Annotated in this window: 23 protein-coding genes, 1 pseudogene and 1 riboswitch; of the genes and pseudogenes, 1 reads left to right on the top strand and 23 read right to left on the bottom strand. The window is 42.1% G+C overall.

Translation table 11 applies throughout. The annotated features are described in order from the left end of the window. Nucleotides 1–156 precede the first annotated feature (156 nt). The 4 genes from cccB to secA form a co-directional block, all read right to left on the bottom strand. A complete protein-coding gene (gene cccB, locus QUF86_RS07190) occupies nt 157–498 on the bottom strand; it encodes a cytochrome c551 (protein ID WP_289333922.1) in 342 nt (113 codons plus the stop codon). A gap of 49 nt (nt 499–547) precedes the next feature. Further along, nucleotides 548–1,363 (bottom strand): YitT family protein, encoded by an 816-nt coding sequence (locus QUF86_RS07185; protein WP_483313947.1) that lies wholly within the window; start codon nt 1,361–1,363, stop codon nt 548–550. Between the two features lie 216 nt (nt 1,364–1,579). Then, a protein-coding gene (gene prfB / locus QUF86_RS07180) for a peptide chain release factor 2 (RefSeq protein ID WP_289326973.1) occupies nt 1,580–2,678 on the bottom strand; the annotation gives its coding sequence in 2 pieces (ribosomal slippage) (nt 1,580–2,614 and nt 2,616–2,678; 1,098 coding nt in all). A 169-nt stretch (nt 2,679–2,847) separates the two neighbouring features. Then, nucleotides 2,848–5,361 carry a preprotein translocase subunit SecA gene (gene secA, locus QUF86_RS07175; protein ID WP_289333920.1) on the bottom strand — a complete coding sequence of 838 codons (2,514 nt, stop codon included), beginning with the start codon at nt 5,359–5,361 and terminating at the stop codon, nt 2,848–2,850. Nucleotides 5,362–5,782: 421 nt separating this feature from the next. Here secA and QUF86_RS07170 point away from each other — a divergent pair, with 421 nt between their 5' ends. After that, the gene (locus QUF86_RS07170; protein ID WP_289314392.1) at nt 5,783–6,106 is read left to right on the top strand and encodes a helix-turn-helix domain-containing protein; all 324 of its coding nucleotides are present in this window, start codon (nt 5,783–5,785) and stop codon (nt 6,104–6,106) included. A gap of 137 nt (nt 6,107–6,243) precedes the next feature. Here the strand turns inward: QUF86_RS07170 and sinI are convergent, their stop codons facing one another. From sinI to QUF86_RS07075, 19 genes and pseudogenes are all read right to left on the bottom strand, one after another. After that, complete coding sequence (gene sinI / locus QUF86_RS07165) at nt 6,244–6,384, bottom strand: DNA-binding anti-repressor SinI (protein WP_289314391.1); 141 nt, start codon at nt 6,382–6,384, stop codon at nt 6,244–6,246. Between the two features lie 31 nt (nt 6,385–6,415). Further along, a riboswitch (cyclic di-GMP riboswitch) is annotated at nt 6,416–6,501 on the bottom strand. Nucleotides 6,502–7,200: 699 nt separating this feature from the next. Continuing rightward, on the bottom strand, nt 7,201–7,758 hold the full coding sequence (gene hpf / locus QUF86_RS07160) for a ribosome hibernation-promoting factor, HPF/YfiA family (RefSeq protein WP_289314390.1): 558 nt from the start codon (nt 7,756–7,758) through the stop codon (nt 7,201–7,203). A 252-nt stretch (nt 7,759–8,010) separates the two neighbouring features. Beyond that, on the bottom strand, nt 8,011–8,355 hold the full coding sequence (gene fliT, locus QUF86_RS07155) for a flagellar protein FliT (protein ID WP_289333919.1): 345 nt from the start codon (nt 8,353–8,355) through the stop codon (nt 8,011–8,013). Next, nucleotides 8,355–8,756: a flagellar export chaperone FliS gene (fliS, locus tag QUF86_RS07150; RefSeq protein ID WP_289333918.1), complete on the bottom strand. Its 402-nt coding sequence runs from the start codon at nt 8,754–8,756 to the stop codon at nt 8,355–8,357. The genes fliT and fliS overlap by 1 nt, the downstream gene beginning before the upstream one ends. A 24-nt stretch (nt 8,757–8,780) precedes the next feature. Then, complete coding sequence (locus tag QUF86_RS07145; RefSeq protein ID WP_289333917.1) at nt 8,781–10,292, bottom strand: flagellar hook-associated protein 2; 1,512 nt, start codon at nt 10,290–10,292, stop codon at nt 8,781–8,783. A 13-nt stretch (nt 10,293–10,305) separates the two neighbouring features. After that, entirely contained in the window at nt 10,306–10,665 is a 360-nt protein-coding gene (gene flaG, locus QUF86_RS07140) for a flagellar protein FlaG (protein ID WP_289333916.1), read from the bottom strand. A gap of 233 nt (nt 10,666–10,898) precedes the next feature. Then, nucleotides 10,899–11,996, bottom strand: coding sequence for a flagellin N-terminal helical domain-containing protein (locus tag QUF86_RS07135; protein ID WP_289314385.1), 1,098 nt, complete (start codon nt 11,994–11,996; stop codon nt 10,899–10,901). Between the two features lie 134 nt (nt 11,997–12,130). Beyond that, nucleotides 12,131–12,364: a carbon storage regulator CsrA gene (gene csrA, locus QUF86_RS07130; RefSeq protein WP_289333915.1), complete on the bottom strand. Its 234-nt coding sequence runs from the start codon at nt 12,362–12,364 to the stop codon at nt 12,131–12,133. Further along, a pseudogene (fliW, locus tag QUF86_RS07125) lies at nt 12,364–12,809 on the bottom strand (flagellar assembly protein FliW). Before fliW ends, csrA begins: the two are co-directional and overlap by 1 nt. A gap of 8 nt (nt 12,810–12,817) precedes the next feature. Continuing rightward, on the bottom strand, nt 12,818–13,396 hold the full coding sequence (locus tag QUF86_RS07120; protein ID WP_289333914.1) for a DUF6470 family protein: 579 nt from the start codon (nt 13,394–13,396) through the stop codon (nt 12,818–12,820). Between the two features lie 45 nt (nt 13,397–13,441). Continuing rightward, nucleotides 13,442–14,320 (bottom strand): flagellar hook-associated protein FlgL, encoded by an 879-nt coding sequence (flgL, locus tag QUF86_RS07115; protein WP_289333913.1) that lies wholly within the window; start codon nt 14,318–14,320, stop codon nt 13,442–13,444. Nucleotides 14,321–14,332: 12 nt separating this feature from the next. Then, nucleotides 14,333–15,892 carry a flagellar hook-associated protein FlgK gene (gene flgK / locus QUF86_RS07110; RefSeq protein ID WP_289333912.1) on the bottom strand — a complete coding sequence of 520 codons (1,560 nt, stop codon included), beginning with the start codon at nt 15,890–15,892 and terminating at the stop codon, nt 14,333–14,335. Nucleotides 15,893–15,922: 30 nt separating this feature from the next. Then, nucleotides 15,923–16,411, bottom strand: a complete 489-nt coding sequence (locus QUF86_RS07105) for a flagellar protein FlgN (RefSeq protein WP_289333911.1) — start codon at nt 16,409–16,411, stop codon at nt 15,923–15,925. A gap of 77 nt (nt 16,412–16,488) precedes the next feature. Continuing rightward, nucleotides 16,489–16,752 carry a flagellar biosynthesis anti-sigma factor FlgM gene (gene flgM, locus QUF86_RS07100; RefSeq protein ID WP_289326988.1) on the bottom strand — a complete coding sequence of 88 codons (264 nt, stop codon included), beginning with the start codon at nt 16,750–16,752 and terminating at the stop codon, nt 16,489–16,491. Nucleotides 16,753–16,974: 222 nt separating this feature from the next. Next, entirely contained in the window at nt 16,975–17,394 is a 420-nt protein-coding gene (locus QUF86_RS07095) for a TIGR03826 family flagellar region protein (RefSeq protein WP_289333910.1), read from the bottom strand. A 98-nt stretch (nt 17,395–17,492) separates the two neighbouring features. Then, nucleotides 17,493–18,185, bottom strand: a complete 693-nt coding sequence (locus tag QUF86_RS07090; RefSeq protein WP_289333909.1) for a ComFC family protein — start codon at nt 18,183–18,185, stop codon at nt 17,493–17,495. After that, on the bottom strand, nt 18,178–19,509 hold the full coding sequence (locus QUF86_RS07085) for an ATP-dependent helicase ComFA (RefSeq protein WP_289333908.1): 1,332 nt from the start codon (nt 19,507–19,509) through the stop codon (nt 18,178–18,180). The genes QUF86_RS07090 and QUF86_RS07085 overlap by 8 nt, the downstream gene beginning before the upstream one ends. Before the next feature lie 187 nt (nt 19,510–19,696). Continuing rightward, on the bottom strand, nt 19,697–20,539 hold the full coding sequence (locus QUF86_RS07080; protein WP_289333907.1) for a DegV family protein: 843 nt from the start codon (nt 20,537–20,539) through the stop codon (nt 19,697–19,699). Between the two features lie 198 nt (nt 20,540–20,737). Beyond that, on the bottom strand, nt 20,738–21,421 hold the full coding sequence (locus QUF86_RS07075) for a response regulator (protein ID WP_283916290.1): 684 nt from the start codon (nt 21,419–21,421) through the stop codon (nt 20,738–20,740). Nucleotides 21,422–21,468: the final 47 nt, after the last annotated feature.

The raw sequence follows: 21,468 nt of genomic DNA, 5'->3' as shown, positions 1-21,468 counted from the left end.
TAAGCTTAAAAAATATTACAGTTTCATTTCAGTTAGACATATATCAACATCATATGTAATATTTCAAGGCTTGATAAGGGATTGACTGTGAGTTGTTTCGAGGTTTTAAAGGAGGCTAAAAAAACGTCCTGCTGACAACAGAACGTTTCGTTAATATTACTTATGTCCAGCAAGCCATTCTGCGACCATGCTCGCTTCCTTGCCCTGAAGTATACCTTTTGGCATACCACCTTGGCCATTCTCGATGACTTTTTCGATGTCTGCTTTCGATAGCTTCGAACCGACCTTCGTTAAATTCGGTCCTACGCCGCCTTCAAGATTCACTGCATGACAACTTGAACATTTGTTTTCGTAAATTTTCGCGGCATCACCAGCACCTGCCGTTGTCGTTTCATTATTTTCACTTGCAGGCTCTTTATCTGCAGCATCATCGTTCCCACCGCATGCAGCCAATGCCAAAGAAGTACCCAAAACTAAGACTAACCATTTCATTTTCATTGAATTTACCCCCTCTGATTTATACCAGCACAAGAACATTATACCAATTTCAATCCAGTTTAAAACCCTCTCCAAGTACCTCAGATGCGTCCATTACAATTACAAACGCTTTAGGGTCAACGAGTTTCACCAATTGTTTCAATTTGGTGAATTCCGACTGATCTATCACGCACATTAATATAGGACGAGTATCATCCGTATAGCCGCCATACCCGGATATCCCTGTTACACCCCGGTCCAGCTCATGTATAATAGCATCCCTTACTTCCATTTCTTTATTCGTGATGATCAGTGACATCTTTGAACGGTTCAACCCAACCTGGACGAGGTCTATCGTCTTACTTGTCACATATAAACCTATTAATGCATAAAGCCCTTTTTCAATATCAAAAACAATGGCAGCACTTAAAACGATGATTCCATCAATGACAGCCACACAGGTCCCTAATGACAGGTGGGTATACTTATGGAAAATCTGTGCCGCTAAATCGGTCCCCCCTGTAGAACCCTTCCCGCGAAAGACAATCCCCAGCCCAAGTCCGACCATAATCCCTCCGCAAATCGAACCAAGCAATGCATCATTCGTCCATGCATTCCAATCCTTTGTCAGAAATACCACTAAAGGCAAGAACAAGGTTCCAATCAGGCTTTTGGCTCCGAAATGTCTTCCCAGGATGATAAGCCCCGCAATGAACAAAGGGATATTAAACCCCCACAGTACATAGGCCGGCTCCCAACCGAGAGTTGAATCCAGAATCGTGCTAATCCCGCTGACCCCGCCAGATGCAATCTGGTTAGGCAACAGGAATACATTAAAACCAATGGCAATTATGGCCGAACCGACAATCACCAATCCATACTCCATTAACTTTTGCAGAAAAGGGTGCTTCGGCTCCCGGTATCTTTTCCTCATTCCATATTGTCTCCTCAAACCATCGTTATTATCTAGTATTGGCCGAACGAAGCATAGCATCCCTTTTCATATCCTGTAAATGTCAGCCAGAAAACATCATTCAGGGAGCCCCATGCATAAGAAATCACAAAAAAAGCCGGACCGGGAATCCAGTCCGACTTGCACATCTTATAATTTTGAACGTAAATACGCATCAATGAACATATCGATATCTCCATCCATGACAGCTCCCAAGTTTCCGGTCTCCGCACTAGTACGGTGATCTTTAACCATGGAATACGGGTGGAAAACGTAAGAACGAATTTGACTTCCCCAGCCAATTTCCTTTTGCTCACCACGGATTTCATCTAAATCCGCTTGTTGCTGTTCAATTTCACGTTGATACAATTTGGCTTTCAGCATATTCATCGCTTGGGCCTTGTTTTTGATTTGAGATCTCTCGTTTTGGCACGTTACCACGGTATTTGTAGGTAAATGTGTGATCCGGACTGCCGAGTCAGTTGTATTGATATGCTGTCCACCTGCACCACTTGCACGGTACGTATCGATTTTCAAATCTTCCGTGCGTATTTCAATATTGATCGTCTCATCGAATTCCGGCATGACTTCACATGAAACGAATGAAGTATGGCGTCGTCCTGAGGAATCGAAAGGAGAAATGCGGACAAGACGGTGCACTCCTTTTTCCGCTTTCAAATAACCATAGGCGTTATGGCCTTTGAAAAGTAAAGTGACACTCTTGATTCCAGCTTCATCACCTGGAAGGTAATCAAGGGTTTCCACTTTAAAGCCTCTTTTTTCACCCCATCTTGTATACATACGAAGCAGCATGGAACCCCAATCCTGGGACTCCGTTCCGCCTGCACCTGGATGCAGTTCAAGAATGGCATTTTTCGAGTCATATTCTTCACTTAGTAAAAGTTGAAGTTCAAAGTCATTCATCTTTTGTGAAAGGATCGTGATTTCTTCTTCCAGCTCTGCCAAAAGTTCTTCATCATTCTCCTCTTTCACTAGTTCATATGTCAAATCCAGATTTTCATATGATTCATTCAGATCGGACAATTGATTGACTTGTTCTTTCAGAGCATTCGTTTCATTGATGACAGTCTGTGCTTTTTGCTGATCATTCCAAAAATCGGGATGTGTCATCTCATTTTCAAGCTCTGCGATTCGTGCCTCTTTTTCATCTAAGTCAAAGAGACCCCCTAAAGTCCGTTAATCGTTGCGCTGTCCGTTCAAGTTCATTTCTTATTTCTGCTAATTCCATTTCTCTTCACCTCATTAGTATGTTAAAAAAAATCCCTGTAGAGGGATTCGCTTCATTACAAATAAACCTCTTCAAACTATATGCAAATATATTGCTTTATGCAAACTAAACATGAAAAGAGGCGGCAAGCCTTACACTTAACCGTCTCATAATCATTATACACCTAATTTCAGCCTAAATTGCCATGGCAATTCTTATATTTTTTACCGCTGCCGCAAGGACATAACGCGTTTCGGCCAACGTCTTCCTTTTTACGGGCAGGGGCTTTTTTCACTTTTCCCCCGTCTTCTTCCTTCGGATTGACCGCTTGTCCTTTTATGACTTCCTTCCGCTCTAGATTGTTGCGGATTTCAGCCTTCATGATGTATTTTGCGACTTCATCTTCCATAGAAGCAATCATGGCTTCAAACATCGCAAAACCTTCTGATTGATATTCACGAAGTGGATCGATTTGGCCATAAGCACGAAGGTGGATCCCTTGGCGCAATTGCTCCATTGCATCAATATGGTCCATCCACTTACTATCGACTGCACGAAGAACGATTACTTTTTCGAATTCACGCATTTGTTCTTCAGATAGCTCTTCTTCTTTTTGGTCATAGTTTTCTTTCACTTTCGCTAAAATGAATTCAACCAATTCCGCTTCATTTTTTCCTTCTAGATCATCTACAGTGATGGAACCTTCATTGAATAGGTTACCATTCAGGTAATCGACAAGGCCTTGTAAATTCCAGCCTTCCTCATCGCCCATTGGTGCAAACGCGACAACATTGCGCTGGATGGATGCCGTAATCATCGTTTCGACGATTTCACGTAAGTTCTCACTTTCCATTACATCGAAACGCTGCTTATAAATGATTTCCCGTTGTTGACGGAGAACATCATCATATTGCAGTAATTGCTTACGTGAATCGAAGTTATTGCCTTCGACTCGTTTCTGTGCGGATTCAACGGCCCTCGTCACCATTTTACTTTGAATTGGCTGGGAATCATCCATTCCAAGGCGTGCCATCATGCTTTTCATGTTATCGGAACCGAAGCGGCGCATCAATTCATCTTCCATTGATAAATAGAATTGAGTGACCCCTGGGTCCCCTTGACGGCCGGATCGACCACGCAACTGGTTATCTATACGCCTGCTTTCATGACGTTCCGTACCGATTACAGCAAGGCCACCGAGCTCCTTGACACCTTCACCAAGCTTGATATCCGTACCTCGTCCTGCCATGTTCGTAGCGATCGTGACTGAGCCTTGATTACCTGCATTCGCAATGATTTCCGCTTCACGTTCATGGTTCTTTGCATTCAAAACATCGTGAGGAATTCCTTTTTTGGATAAATAGGCAGAAATGACTTCCGATGTTTCGATGGCAACCGTACCGACAAGCACTGGCTGACCCTTTGTATAACGTTCGGCGATGTCTTCCACAACAGCCTTGAATTTCCCATCTGTTGATGCGTATATAAGATCTGCCCGGTCATCCCTGACGATATTCCTGTTTGTCGGGATCGCAATGACATTCATATTATAGATATTGCGGAATTCCTCTTCTTCCGTTTTGGCTGTACCAGTCATACCGGAAAGCTTTTCGTACATCCTGAAATAGTTCTGGAATGTAATCGTCGCAAGAGTCATGCTTTCATTTTGAATCTCAAGGCCTTCTTTCGCTTCGATCGCCTGGTGGAGGCCTTCACTATAACGGCGGCCCTTCATCAAACGGCCAGTGAATTGGTCAACGATGACAATCTCGCCATCCTGGACTACATAATCCACATCCAAATGCATGGAAACATGCGCCTTCAACGCCTGATTGATATGATGATTTAATGTAACGTGACTAATATCGAACAAATTATCGATATTAAACGCTTTTTCCGCTCGGTTCATCCCATCTTCGGTCAGCTGAACGCCTTTTGTCTTTTCATCATACGTGTAGTCCGTATCTTTTTGTAACGTTCTCACAAACGCATTGGCTTGGATATAAAGCTGGGCCGATTTTTGTGCGGAACCGGAAATGATCAAAGGCGTTCTCGCTTCATCGATCAAAATCGAATCGACTTCATCAATGACAGCAAAGTGCAGTGGACGCTGAACCATTTGCTCTTTATATAACACCATATTGTCACGCAGGTAATCAAAACCTAACTCATTATTCGTGCTATACGTAATGTCGGCATTGTACGCCTCTTGTTTTTCTTCTTTAGAATGACTGTTCAAATTCAATCCGACGGTCAAACCAAGGAAATCATACAATATCCCCATTTCGGTGGCATCACGGTGTGCCAAGTATTCATTGACAGTAACGACATGTACACCTTTACCAGTAAGCGCGTTTAAATAAACCGGCATGGTGGATGTTAATGTTTTACCTTCCCCTGTTTTCATCTCGGAGATATTTCCATCATGAAGGGATGCCCCACCCATGATTTGAACACGGTAAGGATATAACCCTAGAGCACGCTTTGCCCCTTCACGCGCAACCGCAAAAGCCTCAACGAGCAAATCATCCACGGTTTCCCCATTTTGATAACGCTCTTTAAACTCACCAGTTTTGGCACGCAACTGTTCATCCGATAACGCAGCCGTCCCATCGGCCAGCGCTTCGACCTGATCAGCGATTTTTTCCAAACGTTTGATTTCTCGCTTATTCGGATCAAAAACTTTATTTAATATATTAAGCATTCAATAACGCTCCTCTATTATGGTAATGATCGTTCAATGACAAAATTCATATAAATTAAGAAGAAACACACCTTCTATTATGACTAATCCACGCTTAATTTTACCACTTCTATCCTAGAGGTACAACTTCCTGTCACTACCGTTCCTATCGACCCAGATTCAATTCTTGTGAAAAACAATGGATAAATGAGGAGTAAAACTGTTAAAATAGAAGGAAGTATATAAAATATATAGCAGACTCCCCTCTATTCCAAATGCAAAAGAGAATTTCCCATAACCTTCCATCACTAGATGCTGTGTCATCCCTAGCGATAGCATGTCAAGGTAATCCAACCTTACAGGCTTCATGTTTTGAATGATAAGGTGGGCTACTGAAACTTATTAGCAGAAGATAAATAGAACATGTTTCGAGGTGGTATTGATGATTGGTGAACGTGTAAAAAAACTGCGAGAAGAAAAGAAAATGTCGATGACCGAACTCGCCGATAAAGCAGGCGTGGCAAAGTCTTACTTAAGTTCCCTCGAGCGGAACTTACAAACGAATCCTTCCATTCAATTTCTTGAAAAAATCTCCGCCGTACTCAACATTCCTGTCGATGCCCTACTTTACGATGCACCGAATAAGGAAATCTTGGACACTGATTGGATGAAAATCGTTGAAGAGGCTATGAATTCCGGTGTTTCAAAACAACAATTCAGGGAATTCATCGAGTTTAATAAATGGAGAAAAGATAAAGAAGAATAGAAGTGCACTAGTCTACCTACATAATCCTGAAGAATACAGCTTGAATAAGCAAGACTCGCTAGAACGGAAGAATAAACCCTATAAACAGCTAATGGGTTGAACCACTGTTTATAGGGATGTTCTCATCTTTTCGGTACTTATCTTCCATCGTTTTCCTCTAATGTAACCTCAAGGCTTTTCCGGTCAAAAAAAGCTATAATTTCCTCTTTTTTGAAACCCAAGCTCCTTGCTTCTGAAATCAACTTCACCCATTCTGGATCCATTTCCACATTAGCCACCTCTTCTACCTCCTAAAATACTCTTTGTATTTCAGGCAGACCAGCCATCATAGTCTTAAGGACCTTAGACCTGTGCCTTTGCGCCCTCATCTTTCAATAAGTTAGCCTTTGTCGTGGTACTTATTACCAAATACATTACTTATAATCATATTATAACGGATACCCACTCCATATATTGCTATTTTATGTCGGTAATCTACCAAAATGCAAAAACTTTCATCCGACAAAATATTACAATATTACGAAAATTAAAATCCCAATTCATTTTTTATCATATGCAATAGTCAATTTCGCTTTTTTATATAATAGTAAATATTGCTCTTCTTAATCAATCGATGGGGCGTATTAATTCTCTCCATTGTAAGTGCGTCCATGCTTTTTGCACAGGTAAGTCCTTGCCGCAGGTCGGACAAAGCCACTTTCCATATTCCGCACTGCTAAAAGAAGCCCTATGGCATGTATGGCAATTCTTCCGATACAAAAAAATCCAACCCCTCTGCAGCTTTACCCAATTGTTTTTCATAATAAACTAACCATTCTTTTTAAAGAACTAACAAATTTAGTACAGTCCAAAAGATAGAGGTGATTTAATAGGCATAAATAATCATTTTATCTCTTTAAAGAACGAATTTTGTTCTTTAAAATGCAACTCAAATTACTTTGTATTTTTTTAAGAACAAAACTTTTATACTTTCCAATTCATATAAATATAAAAAAATGTTATCAACTGCCAACGAATATGTTGGTAATCTACCAAAATGCATTAAAAAAGCACAACCCAGAGGCTGGGCTGTGCTTTTGATCTTAGATTCATAATTAACTAGGTTCAATTAATCCGTAGCGTCCATCTTTACGACGGTACACCACGTTCGTTGTGTTGGTATCCGCATTCGTATAAACGAAGAAACTGTGACCAAGCATATTCATTTGTAAAATCGCTTCTTCACTGTCCATCGGCTTTAAATCAAAGCGCTTATTGCGGACCACTTCAATATCGTTATCGTCTTCGAATTCATCCACCACTTCGTCAACTTCCGTATTGAAGGCGAATGCCTCGGGAGTCGTTGATAGGTTGTTCCGGTATTTACGATTGACCTTCGTTTTATGTTTACGAATTTGGCGTTCAAGCTTATCATTGATCAAGTCAATGGCAGCATACATATCCGCATTTTCCTCTTCAGCGCGAAGAACCAAATTCTGCATAGGAATCGTCACTTCGACCTTTGATGTATTATTGTTCACTTTCAAATTCACTAACACATTTGCATCTGGTGTATTGTTAAAATATCGTTCTAACTTGCCAATTTTCTTTTCGACGTATTCTCGAATTGCTGGAGTTACCTCAATGTTTTCACCGCGTACGTTGTAATTCATAAAGTGAGTCCTCCTTAAATTAAGACTATACAGTTAGATTCTACAATACCCCTCCGGTTCCTTTTGGAAACACATCATGAAATATGTCGAAATTATGAAACAATTGTCGGAAGGTTTGGAAAGGGTTGATGTCTGCCCTAACTCCATTATAACAAATGTAATGCCATAAAGAAAAAATTAAGACCATATTATTTACAGAAAATTTAAAAATATTTAACATAAAAACCGTTTGGGATCCAAACGGTTGGGTAATCAATTTCTTTTATCGTAGAACATGCCATCTACTGATAGACTCTCATACGGGTTCGTGTATTTATTAGATGATTTTTTCTTCTTATTTATTTCCTGGATATCCCGCTGTATTTCCTGCTTTTGGAGCTTCAGCAAGTGATCGACCTTTTGGTTAAGCAACATGGTTGCACGGCCTAGCTGTTGCTCTTCACCAGTAAAAGGCGGTTTGATTTCTGAAAGAAGTTCATCTCGCTGATCAATCAGCTGTGTGACCCTTTCTATTTTATCATCACGTTCTGCAATCGTCCGGTCTTCCAGAACACCAAGTAATTCAGCAGTCAAATCATGAAAGGTTTGAATCACCATTACACTTGACCGCTTTGCGTAAATTGTTTTTTCCGGTTCATCTGAATAACTTCCTTCCAAGTATTCCGGAATTCAGTAACAAGTCCCTCCACCTCTTCCAAGGCAGCAACATCATTTTTCAAATTCGCATCTATCAGACGGCGATTCATGAAATCATACAGACTCATCATTTCTTTGGATACTTCCACATCCATATTCAACGTCACCATCAATTCGCGGATAATGTATTGCGCCTTGATGATGTTCGTATTCCTCGCTTCAATATTACCAGCTTCAATGGCTTTTTTCCCAAGCATGATGAACTTCAAACAGCCATTATACAGCATTAATGTAAGCTCGCCAGGAGATGCTGTATTGACTGAATTTTGTTGGTACGATTGATATGGATTATTTACCGCCATATTTAACTTCCTTTCCGACTTACCTTAACTAAAATAAGAAGCTAACGATGCACTTTGGCTGTTTGCCTTTTGAATCGCTTTTTCCATAGCCGTGAACTGGCTGTAGTAACGCGATTCCAATTTCGTTAACTTTGCTTCAAATGTTGAAATTCGGGTATCCAATCCGTTAACCAATTTCCCAATGGTAAACGAGTTATTAACATAGCCGGCCTTCCCTGCTTTTTCAGTTATCACCTTCATGGATGATTGTATATCATCCCTTAATCGGCGGGCGAGGCCTTTGTCGCTCTTTTCCGATCCATTGGCCATGAACATATCATAAATCGCATTGGGATCCTCACTAATGGCTGCCCGGAGCTTGTCCTCATCAATCGTTAATTTACCGCCCTCGAGGTAATTCTTTGTTGTGGTAATTCCCAAACTGCTAAGACTGTTTTTTCCTGTAATCCCATCGACCGAGGTGTACAGAGATGATCTCATCGTAGTTAGAAGACTTTTTAATGTCGAATCGCTTTTTAACGTTCCACTCTTCGCTTTTTCCTCCCACAGCTTCACTTCATCTTCCGTCATTGCCTTCTTTTGCTCGGTTGTTAGTGGGGTAAAGGAGCGATATTTCGCTTCACCCGTTTTATCCTGAACCTTTTTAATGATTTCATTATATTTATTCACAAACTGAGTGATCGTGTCCAAGATGGCATCAACATCAGCTGTTGATGAGAATGTAACGGTATCCGTCGTTTTCTGCTTTACCGTTATTTCCGCTCCATTAATCTGAAACGTATTCGAAGGTCGGGAAATTGCCAGGCCATTATAAACAATGGATGCATTTTCCCCTTTTGAGCCGCCAGCCCCCTCATTGTTACTGCTCATTTTTAACATATTGAAAAAATCTCCGGTGCCCCCCAATTCAATTTCAGGGCGGTCTTTAACATCGCCGGTATTTTTAGCAGTGATGGAAAACTGCTGGGAATTTCCATCAAAAAATAAAGTCACTCCCGAGTTAGCATTGATTTTATTGATGACACTCTCTAACGTGTCGTCCGCATTAAGGGTAAGCGTAAACGGTTTTTCCACTGTTACTCCATCTTTTACTTCCGTATCAAAACCGCCATCTTTATTGATGGCCAGTATCGTAATATCTTGAGGTGTCGTGAAGCCCAATTCCGATAGTTTCTTTTTGGAGTCAGTAACAGCTGATTTCTCCGTACTGGTCATCGTTGCTGCTTTGGCAAGCCCGATCACCTTTATATTGCCAGTAAAATCACTGGCCGAGTTCACATTTTTCACGGATATTGCATCTGGATTCGATACCGACACCTTCTTTTTAATGAAGGATGACTGCTTCCCGATTCCATCACGAATGAGCGTATCCAATTCTGATAAAGATGTATTCATCGAGCGGTAATCATCCCGCTGCCACTCGGAAGACTGCTTTTTCTGTGTTAATTTATCCAATGGCACCCGTTCTGCCTGCATCATGCTCTTAACTAGCTCATCAATGTCCATTCCACTTGCTAAACCACTGATTCGTACCAAAATTGATCACCGCCTATATTTTTTCATCCACCATGATCCCGACAAACTCCATCATTGCCGCGTAGAAATCCAATAACTTTTTGGGTGGAATCTCCCGAATCGTCTCATCCGTTACGTCATCCACTACCTTGACATAATACTCATTCAGCTTCTCATGATATTCAAAACGAACAGCCGTATGTGTTGGATTAAGGAAAGTGTTCAAACTATCAACAACTTCCTGCACCTTTTCTTTTGAAGGCTGATTGGATTCTACACTTTGTTCAGAATAGGCAACTGTATTGATTTCTCTTTGATAGTAGGAACTGATTCCCTCTGAAATGGCTATTCTAAGTTGTGAGGAAAGAATATTCGTGGACAAACTCTCCAACATCTAAATAGCCTCCAATATGATATCTTTACTTTTTATATCGGTAATTACAGTCTTTTATTTAGTCACTCATAGATTTGGTTTTCACCTAAAACTTTCATGAATGATATTTCACTAACATCCTCTCACTCTCTATTTAGAAGAGTTTTACTACTTTGGATTTAATATCTCTTTAAATACAAAAAAGACTCCAGAAAAAATATCTAGAGTCTTTTTCAATGAAAACTGAATAATAATTAACGTAATAATTGAAGAACGCCTTGAGGCTGTTGATTAGCTTGTGCAAGCATTGCTTGCGCTGCTTGAGAAAGAATAGAGTTTTTAGTTTGCTCCATCATCTCTTTAGCCATATCTACATCACGTACACGTGATTCTGCAGCAGTTAAGTTCTCGGAAGATGTGTTCAAGTTATTGATAGTATGCTCTAAACGGTTTTGATATGCACCAAGTTTTGAACGCTCTTTTGAGACTTCAGTTATAGCACTCTCGATATTAGTTACTGATGCTTTAGCTGTATCATGAGAAGAAACATCAACACGTCCAGCATTAGCTAAATTTAGTACACCATCTGTTTTCATATTTCTGATGTTTAAGCTTAGATTTTGGTCTTCATTAGCCCCAATTTGAAATGTAACTGCACCCGCATTTACTTCTACATCACCAATTGCTTCATCCTGTGTGTAACCAGCATTTGTTTTAATAGTAATTCCAAAATCAGAGAAATTTAAATCTTGAGCTCCATTAGCATTATCGATTGTTTGAGTTTTTCCACCAAATGTCATTGTAAGTGTATGCGCAGTTGTATCAGCTGTAATTGCATAAGTTCCAGAAGTAGCACCGTTTGTTGTTGCACTTGCTACACCAGTTACTGCTAATACAGTAGTTGTACCTGCATCTTGATCAACAGTACCACCTAGACCACCATTAAGTAACGTCTGTTTATTAAACTCTGTTGTATTACCAATACGGTCAATTTCACTTTTTAATGCATTCAATTCCTCTTGAATTGCTTCTCTATCTTGGTCAACGTTAGTATCATTCGCACCTTGAACGGCTAACTCACGCATACGCTGAAGAATGTCAGTTGTTTCATTCAATGCACCTTCAGCAGTTTGGATCATAGAAATCGCATCTTGTGAGTTACGGGAGGCTTGGTCCAATCCGCGAATTTGCCCACGCATTTTTTCAGAGATTGCAAGACCTGCTGCATCGTCGCCTGCACGGTTGATACGCATACCTGATGCAAGTTTCTCCATTGATTTGGATTGTGCATTGGTTGCACTTGATAATTGACGGTGCGTGTTTAGAGCTGAGATATTGTGATTGATGATCATTTATGTTTCCTCCTTGAGTTTTAAGTTCCCACGTCCATGTGGTTGTTTACGAGGAAGTGAATAAGTCGGCCGCCTATTTCACTGCCCTTCGTTGTATTTTATATCGACCTGCTTGGAAACATATTTAGCGGATATTACGATTTTTTCTTGAAATACTCATTTATATTTTTCAGTAGATTGGTTTCAGTTTTGGAGGCTTCGTTATTTTCCTGCTGGATCGACAGATAGATTTCCTTCCTATGGATATCGACGTTTTTAGGGGCATTGATACCCAGTTTGATCTGTTCTCCCTCAACGGACAGAATCGTAATTTCGATATCATCGCCAATCATGATCGATTCATTTAGTTTTCTGGTCAATACGAGCATCATTCTCCCCCCTGTTCTTCTAGAGGTCCAATCAGTCTGTGCTTTGTACGGTATTCACTTTTCCGTTCATGATAAATTGCTTTCCCATTTTTTTAGAGCTATTTATGATGATGGGTGCCTGGAGATTCGCCGTCGTATCATTGAAAGGGTCCTGGATCGTTAATATAACGAAAGTCAGGACTTCCAGTTCCGTTTCTATTTGTAAAGAAGATAATACCTCATCAATAAGCTTCACTTCGTAATCGCGGTACACTTCAAAAGGATTCGTGACAATGAAGGCAACCTCTTTTGTTTCTAAGGATTGCAGGACGAAAAAGGGCGTGTCATCCAAAGTTAGCAAGCAAAACTGCTTCTCTTCTAAAAACCCTGGTATCCCGCTTTCAAATCTATAAATCTTTTCTTCTGCAATTTCCATTTCGCCATGAAATTTTGTCTGTATGATCATCTATGTTTTCACTTCCCTATCTCATCCGGAAATAAATTAATGAAATCTATATCCAGCGCATTTTTTTGTAGAATTTCCACATTCACACTGCCTGGTGTGTACGCATGGTTCGCCTTATGGATTTGAGCATCAATGATCGGTTTTTGAGCGGTTGCTTCAAGCTTCACTTGGGCCGGCTGGTAGTCAAGCTTCACGCTGAAATGTGAGGGAATCCATCCGAGATTGAATTGCTTCTCGGGCCCTTTGCTGTTTTGCCTGGCCTGATCAGCGAGCGCATTACCGCCTTTTTCAATATGCCTCAGCTCCGTCCCCTGCTTGGCACGTCTTGCCATACCCGCAAGCCAATCTTGATATCCCTGCTGCGCAAATTCCTCCACTCGCTTGGAGAGGCTTTTCAAATCCATATCTTCCCTGGCTTGTGACTGATCGATCGTCAGCTTGCCTGGGGTCGTTTGAATTTCCAGGATTGCTTGCGGCTGATCGATTGATTGGACCGCTGCCTTCTGTTCGATTTGCTGTACAGGCTGCTCTATTTTCAATCCAATCTTCATTGAGGTGGATTGCAATCTAATTTGTGGAATCTGCATCATCAACACTCCTTATAGAAAAAAAGCTATCCATTTAAGAATAGCTTAGCGAAGAAAATCCAATAAACTCGGTTGCATGATTTTTGCTCCGATACTTAATGCAGCACTATGGACACTTTCCTGGGTCGTCAAATCCATGATCGCCTTTTCGATATCGACATCCTCATTTTTCGAAAGGATTTCAGTGGCAAAAACCTCCTGCTGCTTGAGACGGTCCGTCATCAGCTCAATCCGATTCTGCCTTGCGCCAACTTGTGCCTGCATACTTAAGAACGTATTTATCGTTGCGTCAATCCCTTCGAGCGTGCCACTCACGTCGCCGCCGTTTTCCAGTGCATCGATTGTCTGGTCGATGCTTCCGCCAGCGGCGAGTGCATCACCAAAAATCTTGGAACCGTCCGTATTGATTTTAAGGGAAGTCCCGGAAAACACTTCAAGGTTTATGTCCCCTGTGCCATATACCGTATTCCCATTCGCGTCTTTAATGGAAGACGGTCTCACATTCGTATCCTGGCCGTTGAAAATATACTTCCCGCCTATCTGTGTGTCTCCAAGAGTTATGAGATGTTCTTTTAATTGCTTAATTTCCTCTGAAACATTTTTCAGCTGTTCCCCTTCATACGTACCATTGCTGCCTTGAACCGTTAACTCACGAATCCGTTGCATGGCGGAAACCGCTTCAGTAATGGCATCATCCGTGCTGTCGATCCAATTGGTCGCCTCGGCAATGTTACTTTGATACTGCCCAATTTGATTGAGATTTGTCCGGTACCCCATTCCCATCATGGCCGCAACAGGGTTATCCGATGGTTTGGAGAATTTCTTTTGAGAGGAAACCTGCTCTTGCAGCTTGGCCATCTTTTCATAACTGCCGCTTAAATTGCTTAACATATTATTGGTTAGCATCGATTGCGTTACCCGCATGTCCGTTCACTCCTATCGGCCTACTGTACCCATTCCGTTTATGATTTTATCGAGCATTTCATCCATCATCGTCATCATTCGTGCTGAAGCGTTGTATGCCTGCTGGAATTTGATCATGTCCGTCATTTCTTCATCAAGGGATACGGAACTGACGGAATCCCTATTTTGATTAACGGATTCAGCAAGCACGACAGAGTTGGAAAGGTTCTTTTGGGCGCTTTGGGAATCCACGCCAAGCTTCCCGATGATACCGGAATAATAGGTGTCGAAGCTTCCTGTCAATTCCTTTGAATTTTGGTCTTTAGTCGAGTACTCACAAAACGCCTTCTTCTTGAGGTCAGCCAGGAGTTTTGCATTTTCATTATCCCCGGACGCCCCTCCACTTTTACCGCCTGCGGCAATTTTTGTCGGGTCCTTTACGACCTCACGATTCACCTTGATGCTTTGGGCGGCACTCTTACCTGGTTCGAGTTCAAAGAAGTTCAATGTCGAAGTGCTGCCATCACCTAACGCATATCCTTGTTTATGAATGGCATTAAACTCATTCACAAAAGCTGTCGTCATATTATCGAGCTTTTTCAGCATATCAGGATAAGCTCCCCCGATCGTGCCATCAGCCTTTTTATAACCGAAGCTGTTGATCAAACCGGATAGTTCTCCAGTGAATTTGTAATCCGTCAATGTTTTCGAACCAAATTTCACTCCGTCCACCATACCTGTCGTCTTATCATGGCTAACTTCAACTTTCGAAATCCCCACCATCCCGGTTTGGTTAACACTTACCAGATTGATGGGCGGCTTATAAGAGGAACCGTCTTCTTGCATCAATTCGATGTTGTACAGCCCAGTTGCCACATCGCTAGCTCTGCCATAATCCGTCGGAATGACATTATTCACTTTAATGCTGACAAGTTGAGAGAGATTGTCTACGAGTACATCACGTTTATCATAAAGGTCATTGGGGATATAACCATGCGGCTCCACTTTACTGATCTGTTGATTAAGCTGATCAATACTGCTAATGAGCCTATTGATATCGTTCGCTTTGACGTTTATCTGATTACCGATATCCGTTTGAACGCTCGTTAGCGAGTTGTAGTAGTAGTTTAGGGTATCCGCGACCATGACGCCTGTTGAGGCAACTACTTCACGCGCCCCGGAGTTTTCCGTATTGGCCGTCAACCCTTGCAGCGAATTCCAGAACTTCTCCATCGTGGCAGCCAATCCGCTGTCGGTTGGTTCATTCATGACCCCTTCCATTTTGGTCAAGGACTCGCTTATGGCCCCGTAATAACCGATTTTATTACTTTGTGTCCTGTATTGTGCGTCCAGGAAACTGTCACGTATCCGCTGAACCGTTTCTGCCGCTACCCCTGTCCCGATCTGCCCAGCTACGCGCGGGCTGTTCAACCCGACAGTAGGAAAGCCCGACGTCTGGACCAGGTTGACCCGCTGCCTTGAATAACCTAATGTATTGGCATTGGCCACGTTATTTCCTGTTGTGTACAAGGCCCCTTGAGAGGTGGATAATCCGCGTTTAGCCGTCTCAAGACCCATAAAGGTTGAAATCATTTACTCGAACCTCCATCTTTTTTCTGTTTCTTATGCTTTGGTATCAAACATTCCCATGGTGCTTTTTACCGGTATTTTAACCGAATCCCCGTAATTCAGGTTCTGATTTTGCGGCCTCAGCATATCCAAAGAGACATTGATGAATTGAAGGGACTGATAGATCAATTGCTGATTTAAATAGTTCCGCTCCTTCAGCTTAGCCACTTCATCATTCAATTCCGCTTTAAGCCGTTCAAGGATTTCCGTTTCTGCCGGTCCTGTCATTTCCGTTATTGCATGGATGGAGGCCGCCTGTCCCACCGATCCATTTGCTGCAAGAAATTCCTCGACTGCCCCTTCCCTTTCCTTATCCGTTTGACTGATTGCTTTAATATGCTTTTGTTCCTGAATTAGCAGGGCATTAATTGCCTCGGTATCACTTGCTTTCAAAATGACCGTTTTTCTTATCGCTAATTGATTGAAGCTTTTATGGAGCTTGATCAATTTTTCAAGCGATTCGATGATGTTCCGTGCAGACATTTTGCCGCCTCCTCTACTCATAAATGAAGGACGGAAAATGGTTCCGCCCACTTCATTCAAGCATTTTCAATGAAAATTCATTTTCGGTAAAAATCGATGAGACCCTTAGCCGTTGCCTGTGCATTCAATTTATAATTTCCGTTTTCAACTTGGATTTTTAATTCGTCCACTTTTGCTTGTCTTGCAGCAGGAATCGGAGATGATTGCTGCATTTCTTTTGCCGCTGAAGAAATTTCAACTTTATCCGAGGATTTGACCTTGGATTCTTTGATATTCCCCGTTTTATTGGCTTGAAGATTATAAGGGTTAACACCTGTCATACCGACGTTATTGATTTTCATATTCCAGATCCTCTCCTTCGGTCGATTTTTTAGATTCCATAATAGTACGTTTCCTTAACAGACCATGAAAATGGCTCCGGACTGTGTTAATCTCCCTATCGTTATTATCGACAAGGAATGGATTTCTTTAATTGTTTCTTTAATCTTTCCTTCGACAACCATTGTCGATTCTTGTTCTCAATATCGAATATTTTAACAAATCAAGCATCATGTTACCATGATTTATCCTTTTTGATCTTCCTTCATGTAGTACGTATTTTTTTTATCATTTCCTTGAATTTCAGTTAGGCGCTTTTCCTCATTTTCAAATGTCTTCAAATCCGTACGCAGTGAATCGCTGCATTCTCCGCATAACCTTCCGCTCTTGATGTGAGTACCGCACTTTTCACAAGGAATTCCCAGATTGGGAAACTGCGAAATCCTTAGCTTTCCTGTTTTCACGAATTTAATGATTAAAGTTTCTTCAACGCCAGTGTCCTTAACCACTTGCATCATGGACGCCGTTCTATTTATTTTCTTGCGAATATATGCATACACTTTATCATATTGGGCTTCTTCTTCTTTATAGCAGGCATCGCATACATCACGGAATTTCGTCATAACGAATAACGAATTACAGTTTGGACAGTTGAATATTTCCATTAGGGCCCCTCCTTCACCATCACAACAATTATTCTTCAGTACTTTATATATCGAATAATACCGGCGATACTTTAGGATGTTGATTAAAATGAGCTGTTTCACCTAGCAAGGGTGATGGATGATACTTCTTTGGCCCCAGCTGTTTTCAATGACTTGGCTGCTTGCCTGAGAGTTGTGCCTGTCGTGTAAATGTCATCGATGATCAAAATTGATTTATGCTCCAGCAAATCGGGGTGTATGACCCGAAATACCTGCGGTAATGACAGTCTATCTTGACGTGATTTTTTTGATTGTTTTTCCGAATGGATTCTCGTTAAGGTCTCAACGGTTTGAAGTCCAAGAAGGTCTGCCAATGCCTGTCCCTGATTGAATCCCCGTTCCCTAAGCCGTTCATCACTAAGAGGGATGGCGGTTACCAGGTCAAACTCCATGTCCTTTAACCTGTCTTTCATAAAAGGGACGAAAACCTCAGCTAATGCATAATCCCCTCGGTACTTATATTTGGCAATAATATCTTTTAGGTATTCATTATAATGAAATAGCGATATGTTCTTCGACAAATAGCCTCCCCATTCCCTATCCCTTTCCCATCTTGAACAATCCAGACAGAGGTCACCTGTGCTGTAATTACCGACCAGCTCCCTTGAGCACATTTTACATGTTTCTCCGGTTATCCTATTAAGTTTCCCCTCACACCTTTCGCAGATCGCCTTTGCCTCAGTCCTCACCAATAGGCTCCTCCAAGTCAATGCTTCCTTCATTCCTTCATCACAAACAAGACATCTACTCATCCAGCAGCCCCCTTTTCTTGGCATCTTCATTCATCATTTGTATATGGTGAACCGTCTCGACCATCGCCTTACTTTTCCCGTAATGGAAAAAGGTGATCGTCCCGGCTGGGTTAGCAAAGCTCCTCCCTACCCGGCCTGCAATCTGAACGAGGGCGCTTTCTGAAAACACTTCATGTTCAGCACCAATCACGGCTACTTCCAACCGTTCAATTGTCACGCCCCGTTCTAATATGGTCGTGGTCAATAATCCTGGAACGATTCCATTTCTTAATGCCAGTACTCTTTCCCTTCGATCAGGGTGCTGTGAGTGGACAATCGATAATTCAGGGGACAGCCTTTGAAACAGAGGAATGACTTGCTCCATCACTTGAATGCTTGGAAAAAACAAAAGGAAGGGGATATTCTGCCTAAGGCGGTCAGTTACCCATTCGTTGATTACGGGAGGAATCTTTTTTTGAAGAAATAGTTTTTGCCAGTTGCCGCTCCATTTCATTTCAGGGACAGGAATGGGCTGACGATGGTAACGGGCTGGGATTATAACGGCTTTCAATTTGCCGCTACGATATAGCCGCTGCATCCGTTTTGTAGGTGTGGCGGTCAAGTAGATGGTTGCGGCAGAAAACTTTTTCGATTTATTAACCGCATAGTGGAGCGAATCATCAATTGAGTAGGGAAACGCATCGACTTCATCGACGATGATGACATCAAAGGCTTCAATAAAACGGAAAAGCTGATGTGTAGTGGAAACAGTTAGTGGCGAAAATCCATGTCGATCTGCACTGCCTCCATGGAGGGTCGTGACCTCAATGGCAGGAAAGGCTTTTTTTAACCGTGGGGAGAGTTCGAGAACGACATCGGTCCGCGGTGTTGCCAAACAGATCCGTTTCCCGGAATGCAAGGCTGCCCCAATTGCTGCAAATAGGACCTCCGTCTTACCGGCGCCACATACTGCCCATACCAGGAATTCACTTTTTCCGTGTATGGCTTCAACGACACAGGCGGAGGCATTTTGCTGACCTGCAGATAAAGTGCCTTCCCAACTCATCACATTGTCCGGAACCTCAAACTGAACACCTGGACCGGTCCATTTATATAACTTTGCACATTCACTGACCCGTCCCATCATGATGCAGGAGCGGCAGTAAGTGCAATCCCGATTGCAAATCTTACATGGGAACGTATAAAACAAAGCTGGATCTTTGTTACCGCAGCGAACACAGTTAAACAGGCCACTTTCGGATTGCACGCCGCAAGTTTCCGATACATACCCATTCTTGAGATGCCCTGCGATTAGTTCTTGGGAGAAGGGGATTTCGAAGGCCAAAAGGTGCCTTCCCATGAGATGGTTCTGAAGTTCCGGGGAAAAAGGAGGGGGAATGATCATATTTTCCAAGCTGCAACCTTCTTTCTTAATAAAATACACTCCTCCATATCATTCGCTTTTTACTCTCAGATCCCTTTTTGCTCATATAAAAACGCCTTCCCCTTTTTCAAGGGAAAGGCGTACCAGCTTATATTTTATACCAGCCCATACCCATCGAGCCTTCGCCCAGATGCGTACCGATTACTGGACCGAAATAGCTGATGTCGAACTCGACATTAGGGAACCGAACTTCAAGTTCGGTTTTCCAACTTTCAGCTTCACTTTCTCGCTTTGCATGAATAATGACGGCTTTATACTTCTCGCCGCCTGCCGCGTCATTTCCAAGTAAATCGGCAATCCGTTTCATCGCTTTTTTTCTTGTACGGATTTTTTCAAAAGGAACAATGACTTTATCAACAAAATGGAGGACCGGCTTCACTTGAAGCAGACTGCCAATCAATGCTTGGGCACTGCTTAAGCGTCCACCGCGCTGGAGATGGGATAGATCGTCTGCCATGAAGTATGCCTTGACGGATGGTTTCATTTCTTCGAGCCTGGCGATGATCTCTCCTGCACCTTTACCATCGAGTGCCATCTTAGCCGCCTCAATCACGTAAAAGCCCTGGACCATGCAGCTGATTTCCGAATCAAAGGCATGTACCCTAATCCCCTCGACCATTTCACCTGCCGATACCGCTCCTTGATACGTACCACTGATTCCGCTCGATAAATGAATCGAAATAACATCATCATATTCTTTTTGCAGCTCCTCGAATTTCTCGACAAACTGTCCGATTGGAGGCTGTGAAGTGGTCGGCAATTTCTCCTGCCTCTTTACTTCCTCATAAAACTCATCCGCAGTAATGTCCACTTCTTCCCGGTAAGCTTCATTGGAAAAAATGACATTAAGCGGCATCATATGTATATGTAGACGTTCACGAATTTCCTTGGGTATATATGCAGTGCTATCTGTTACGACTGCGGTTTTCATAAATAGTACCATCCTTATAAAAATTTACTCTGTATCTTATTCACCATTCTATCTGAAAATGCCTTTATTTGCATTAAATAGCTTTATTCATTACCATAAATATGGAAAATACCAATTTCAAATCGACGCCGACAAAAAAGTCCGACCCTTCAGTACGCATTGCGGAAACTGAAGAGCCGGACTTATCGAAAGCTTTAATTACTTCACTTCTACCCAGCCATTTTTAATAGCTAGGACGACCGCTTGTGTACGGTCATTCACATTCATCTTCTGAAGAATGTTACTCACATGGTTCTTGACTGTTTTTTCACTGATATATAGAGTTTCGCCGATGGCACGGTTGCTTTTTCCGTCCGCTAAAAGTTGAAGTACTTCACACTCACGTCGAGTCAATAGGTGAAGCGGTCTCCTGATTTCTATTGTGTGAATGGAATCACGATCAGCACCCTCTTCAGCTGCTAAGCGGCGATATTCTTTAACTAAATTATGGGTAACCTTCGGATGAAGGTACGAGCCGCCTTCAGCGACTACACGAACGGCATCAATCAACGCATCTGCGTCCATTTCTTTCAACAGGTAACCTTGTGCTCCTGTTTTCAATGCATGCTGCACGTAGTTTTCATCATCATGAATGGAAAGGATGATGACTTTTGTTTCAGGGTAACGGTTCACGAGCATTTTTGTCGCTTCGACCCCATTCATAGTCGGCATGTTGATATCCATGATGACAACATCAGGTTTATGTGTTTCAACGAGATCCATAGCTTCGCTTCCGTCATCGCCCTCGGCAACAACATCAAAGGATGATTCAAAATCTAATATGCGCTTTACGCCTTCACGGAAAAGCTGATGGTCATCGATAATGATGATACTAGTCTTCAACGGCTTCTTCCTCCTAGTTTCTATTTAAAATGTCTATTCTCTATATT

The organism is Peribacillus sp. NJ11 (assembly GCF_030348405.1).
Lineage (GTDB): Bacteria > Bacillota > Bacilli > Bacillales > DSM-1321 > Peribacillus.
This window is presented reverse-complemented; position numbering and strand designations above follow the sequence as displayed.

Coding starts and splice junctions, on each gene's coding strand:
- cccB (WP_289333922.1), bottom strand. CDS start 498: ATGAAAATGAAATGGTTAGTCTTAGTTTTGGGTACTTCTTTGGCATTG.
- QUF86_RS07185 (WP_483313947.1), bottom strand. CDS start 1,363: ATGGAGTATGGATTGGTGATTGTCGGTTCGGCCATAATTGCCATTGGT.
- secA (WP_289333920.1), bottom strand. CDS start 5,361: ATGCTTAATATATTAAATAAAGTTTTTGATCCGAATAAGCGAGAAATC.
- QUF86_RS07170 (WP_289314392.1), top strand. CDS start 5,783: ATGATTGGTGAACGTGTAAAAAAACTGCGAGAAGAAAAGAAAATGTCG.
- hpf (WP_289314390.1), bottom strand. CDS start 7,758: ATGAATTACAACGTACGCGGTGAAAACATTGAGGTAACTCCAGCAATT.
- fliT (WP_289333919.1), bottom strand. CDS start 8,355: ATGGTGATTCAAACCTTTCATGATTTGACTGCTGAATTACTTGGTGTT.
- fliS (WP_289333918.1), bottom strand. CDS start 8,756: ATGGCGGTAAATAATCCATATCAATCGTACCAACAAAATTCAGTCAAT.
- flaG (WP_289333916.1), bottom strand. CDS start 10,665: ATGTTGGAGAGTTTGTCCACGAATATTCTTTCCTCACAACTTAGAATA.
- QUF86_RS07135 (WP_289314385.1), bottom strand. CDS start 11,996: ATGATCATCAATCACAATATCTCAGCTCTAAACACGCACCGTCAATTA.
- csrA (WP_289333915.1), bottom strand. CDS start 12,364: ATGCTCGTATTGACCAGAAAACTAAATGAATCGATCATGATTGGCGAT.
- QUF86_RS07120 (WP_289333914.1), bottom strand. CDS start 13,396: ATGCAGATTCCACAAATTAGATTGCAATCCACCTCAATGAAGATTGGA.
- flgL (WP_289333913.1), bottom strand. CDS start 14,320: ATGCGGGTAACGCAATCGATGCTAACCAATAATATGTTAAGCAATTTA.
- flgK (WP_289333912.1), bottom strand. CDS start 15,892: ATGATTTCAACCTTTATGGGTCTTGAGACGGCTAAACGCGGATTATCC.
- QUF86_RS07105 (WP_289333911.1), bottom strand. CDS start 16,411: ATGTCTGCACGGAACATCATCGAATCGCTTGAAAAATTGATCAAGCTC.
- flgM (WP_289326988.1), bottom strand. CDS start 16,752: ATGAAAATCAATAACGTCGGTATGACAGGTGTTAACCCTTATAATCTT.
- QUF86_RS07095 (WP_289333910.1), bottom strand. CDS start 17,394: ATGGAAATATTCAACTGTCCAAACTGTAATTCGTTATTCGTTATGACG.
- QUF86_RS07090 (WP_289333909.1), bottom strand. CDS start 18,185: ATGAGTAGATGTCTTGTTTGTGATGAAGGAATGAAGGAAGCATTGACT.
- QUF86_RS07080 (WP_289333907.1), bottom strand. CDS start 20,539: ATGAAAACCGCAGTCGTAACAGATAGCACTGCATATATACCCAAGGAA.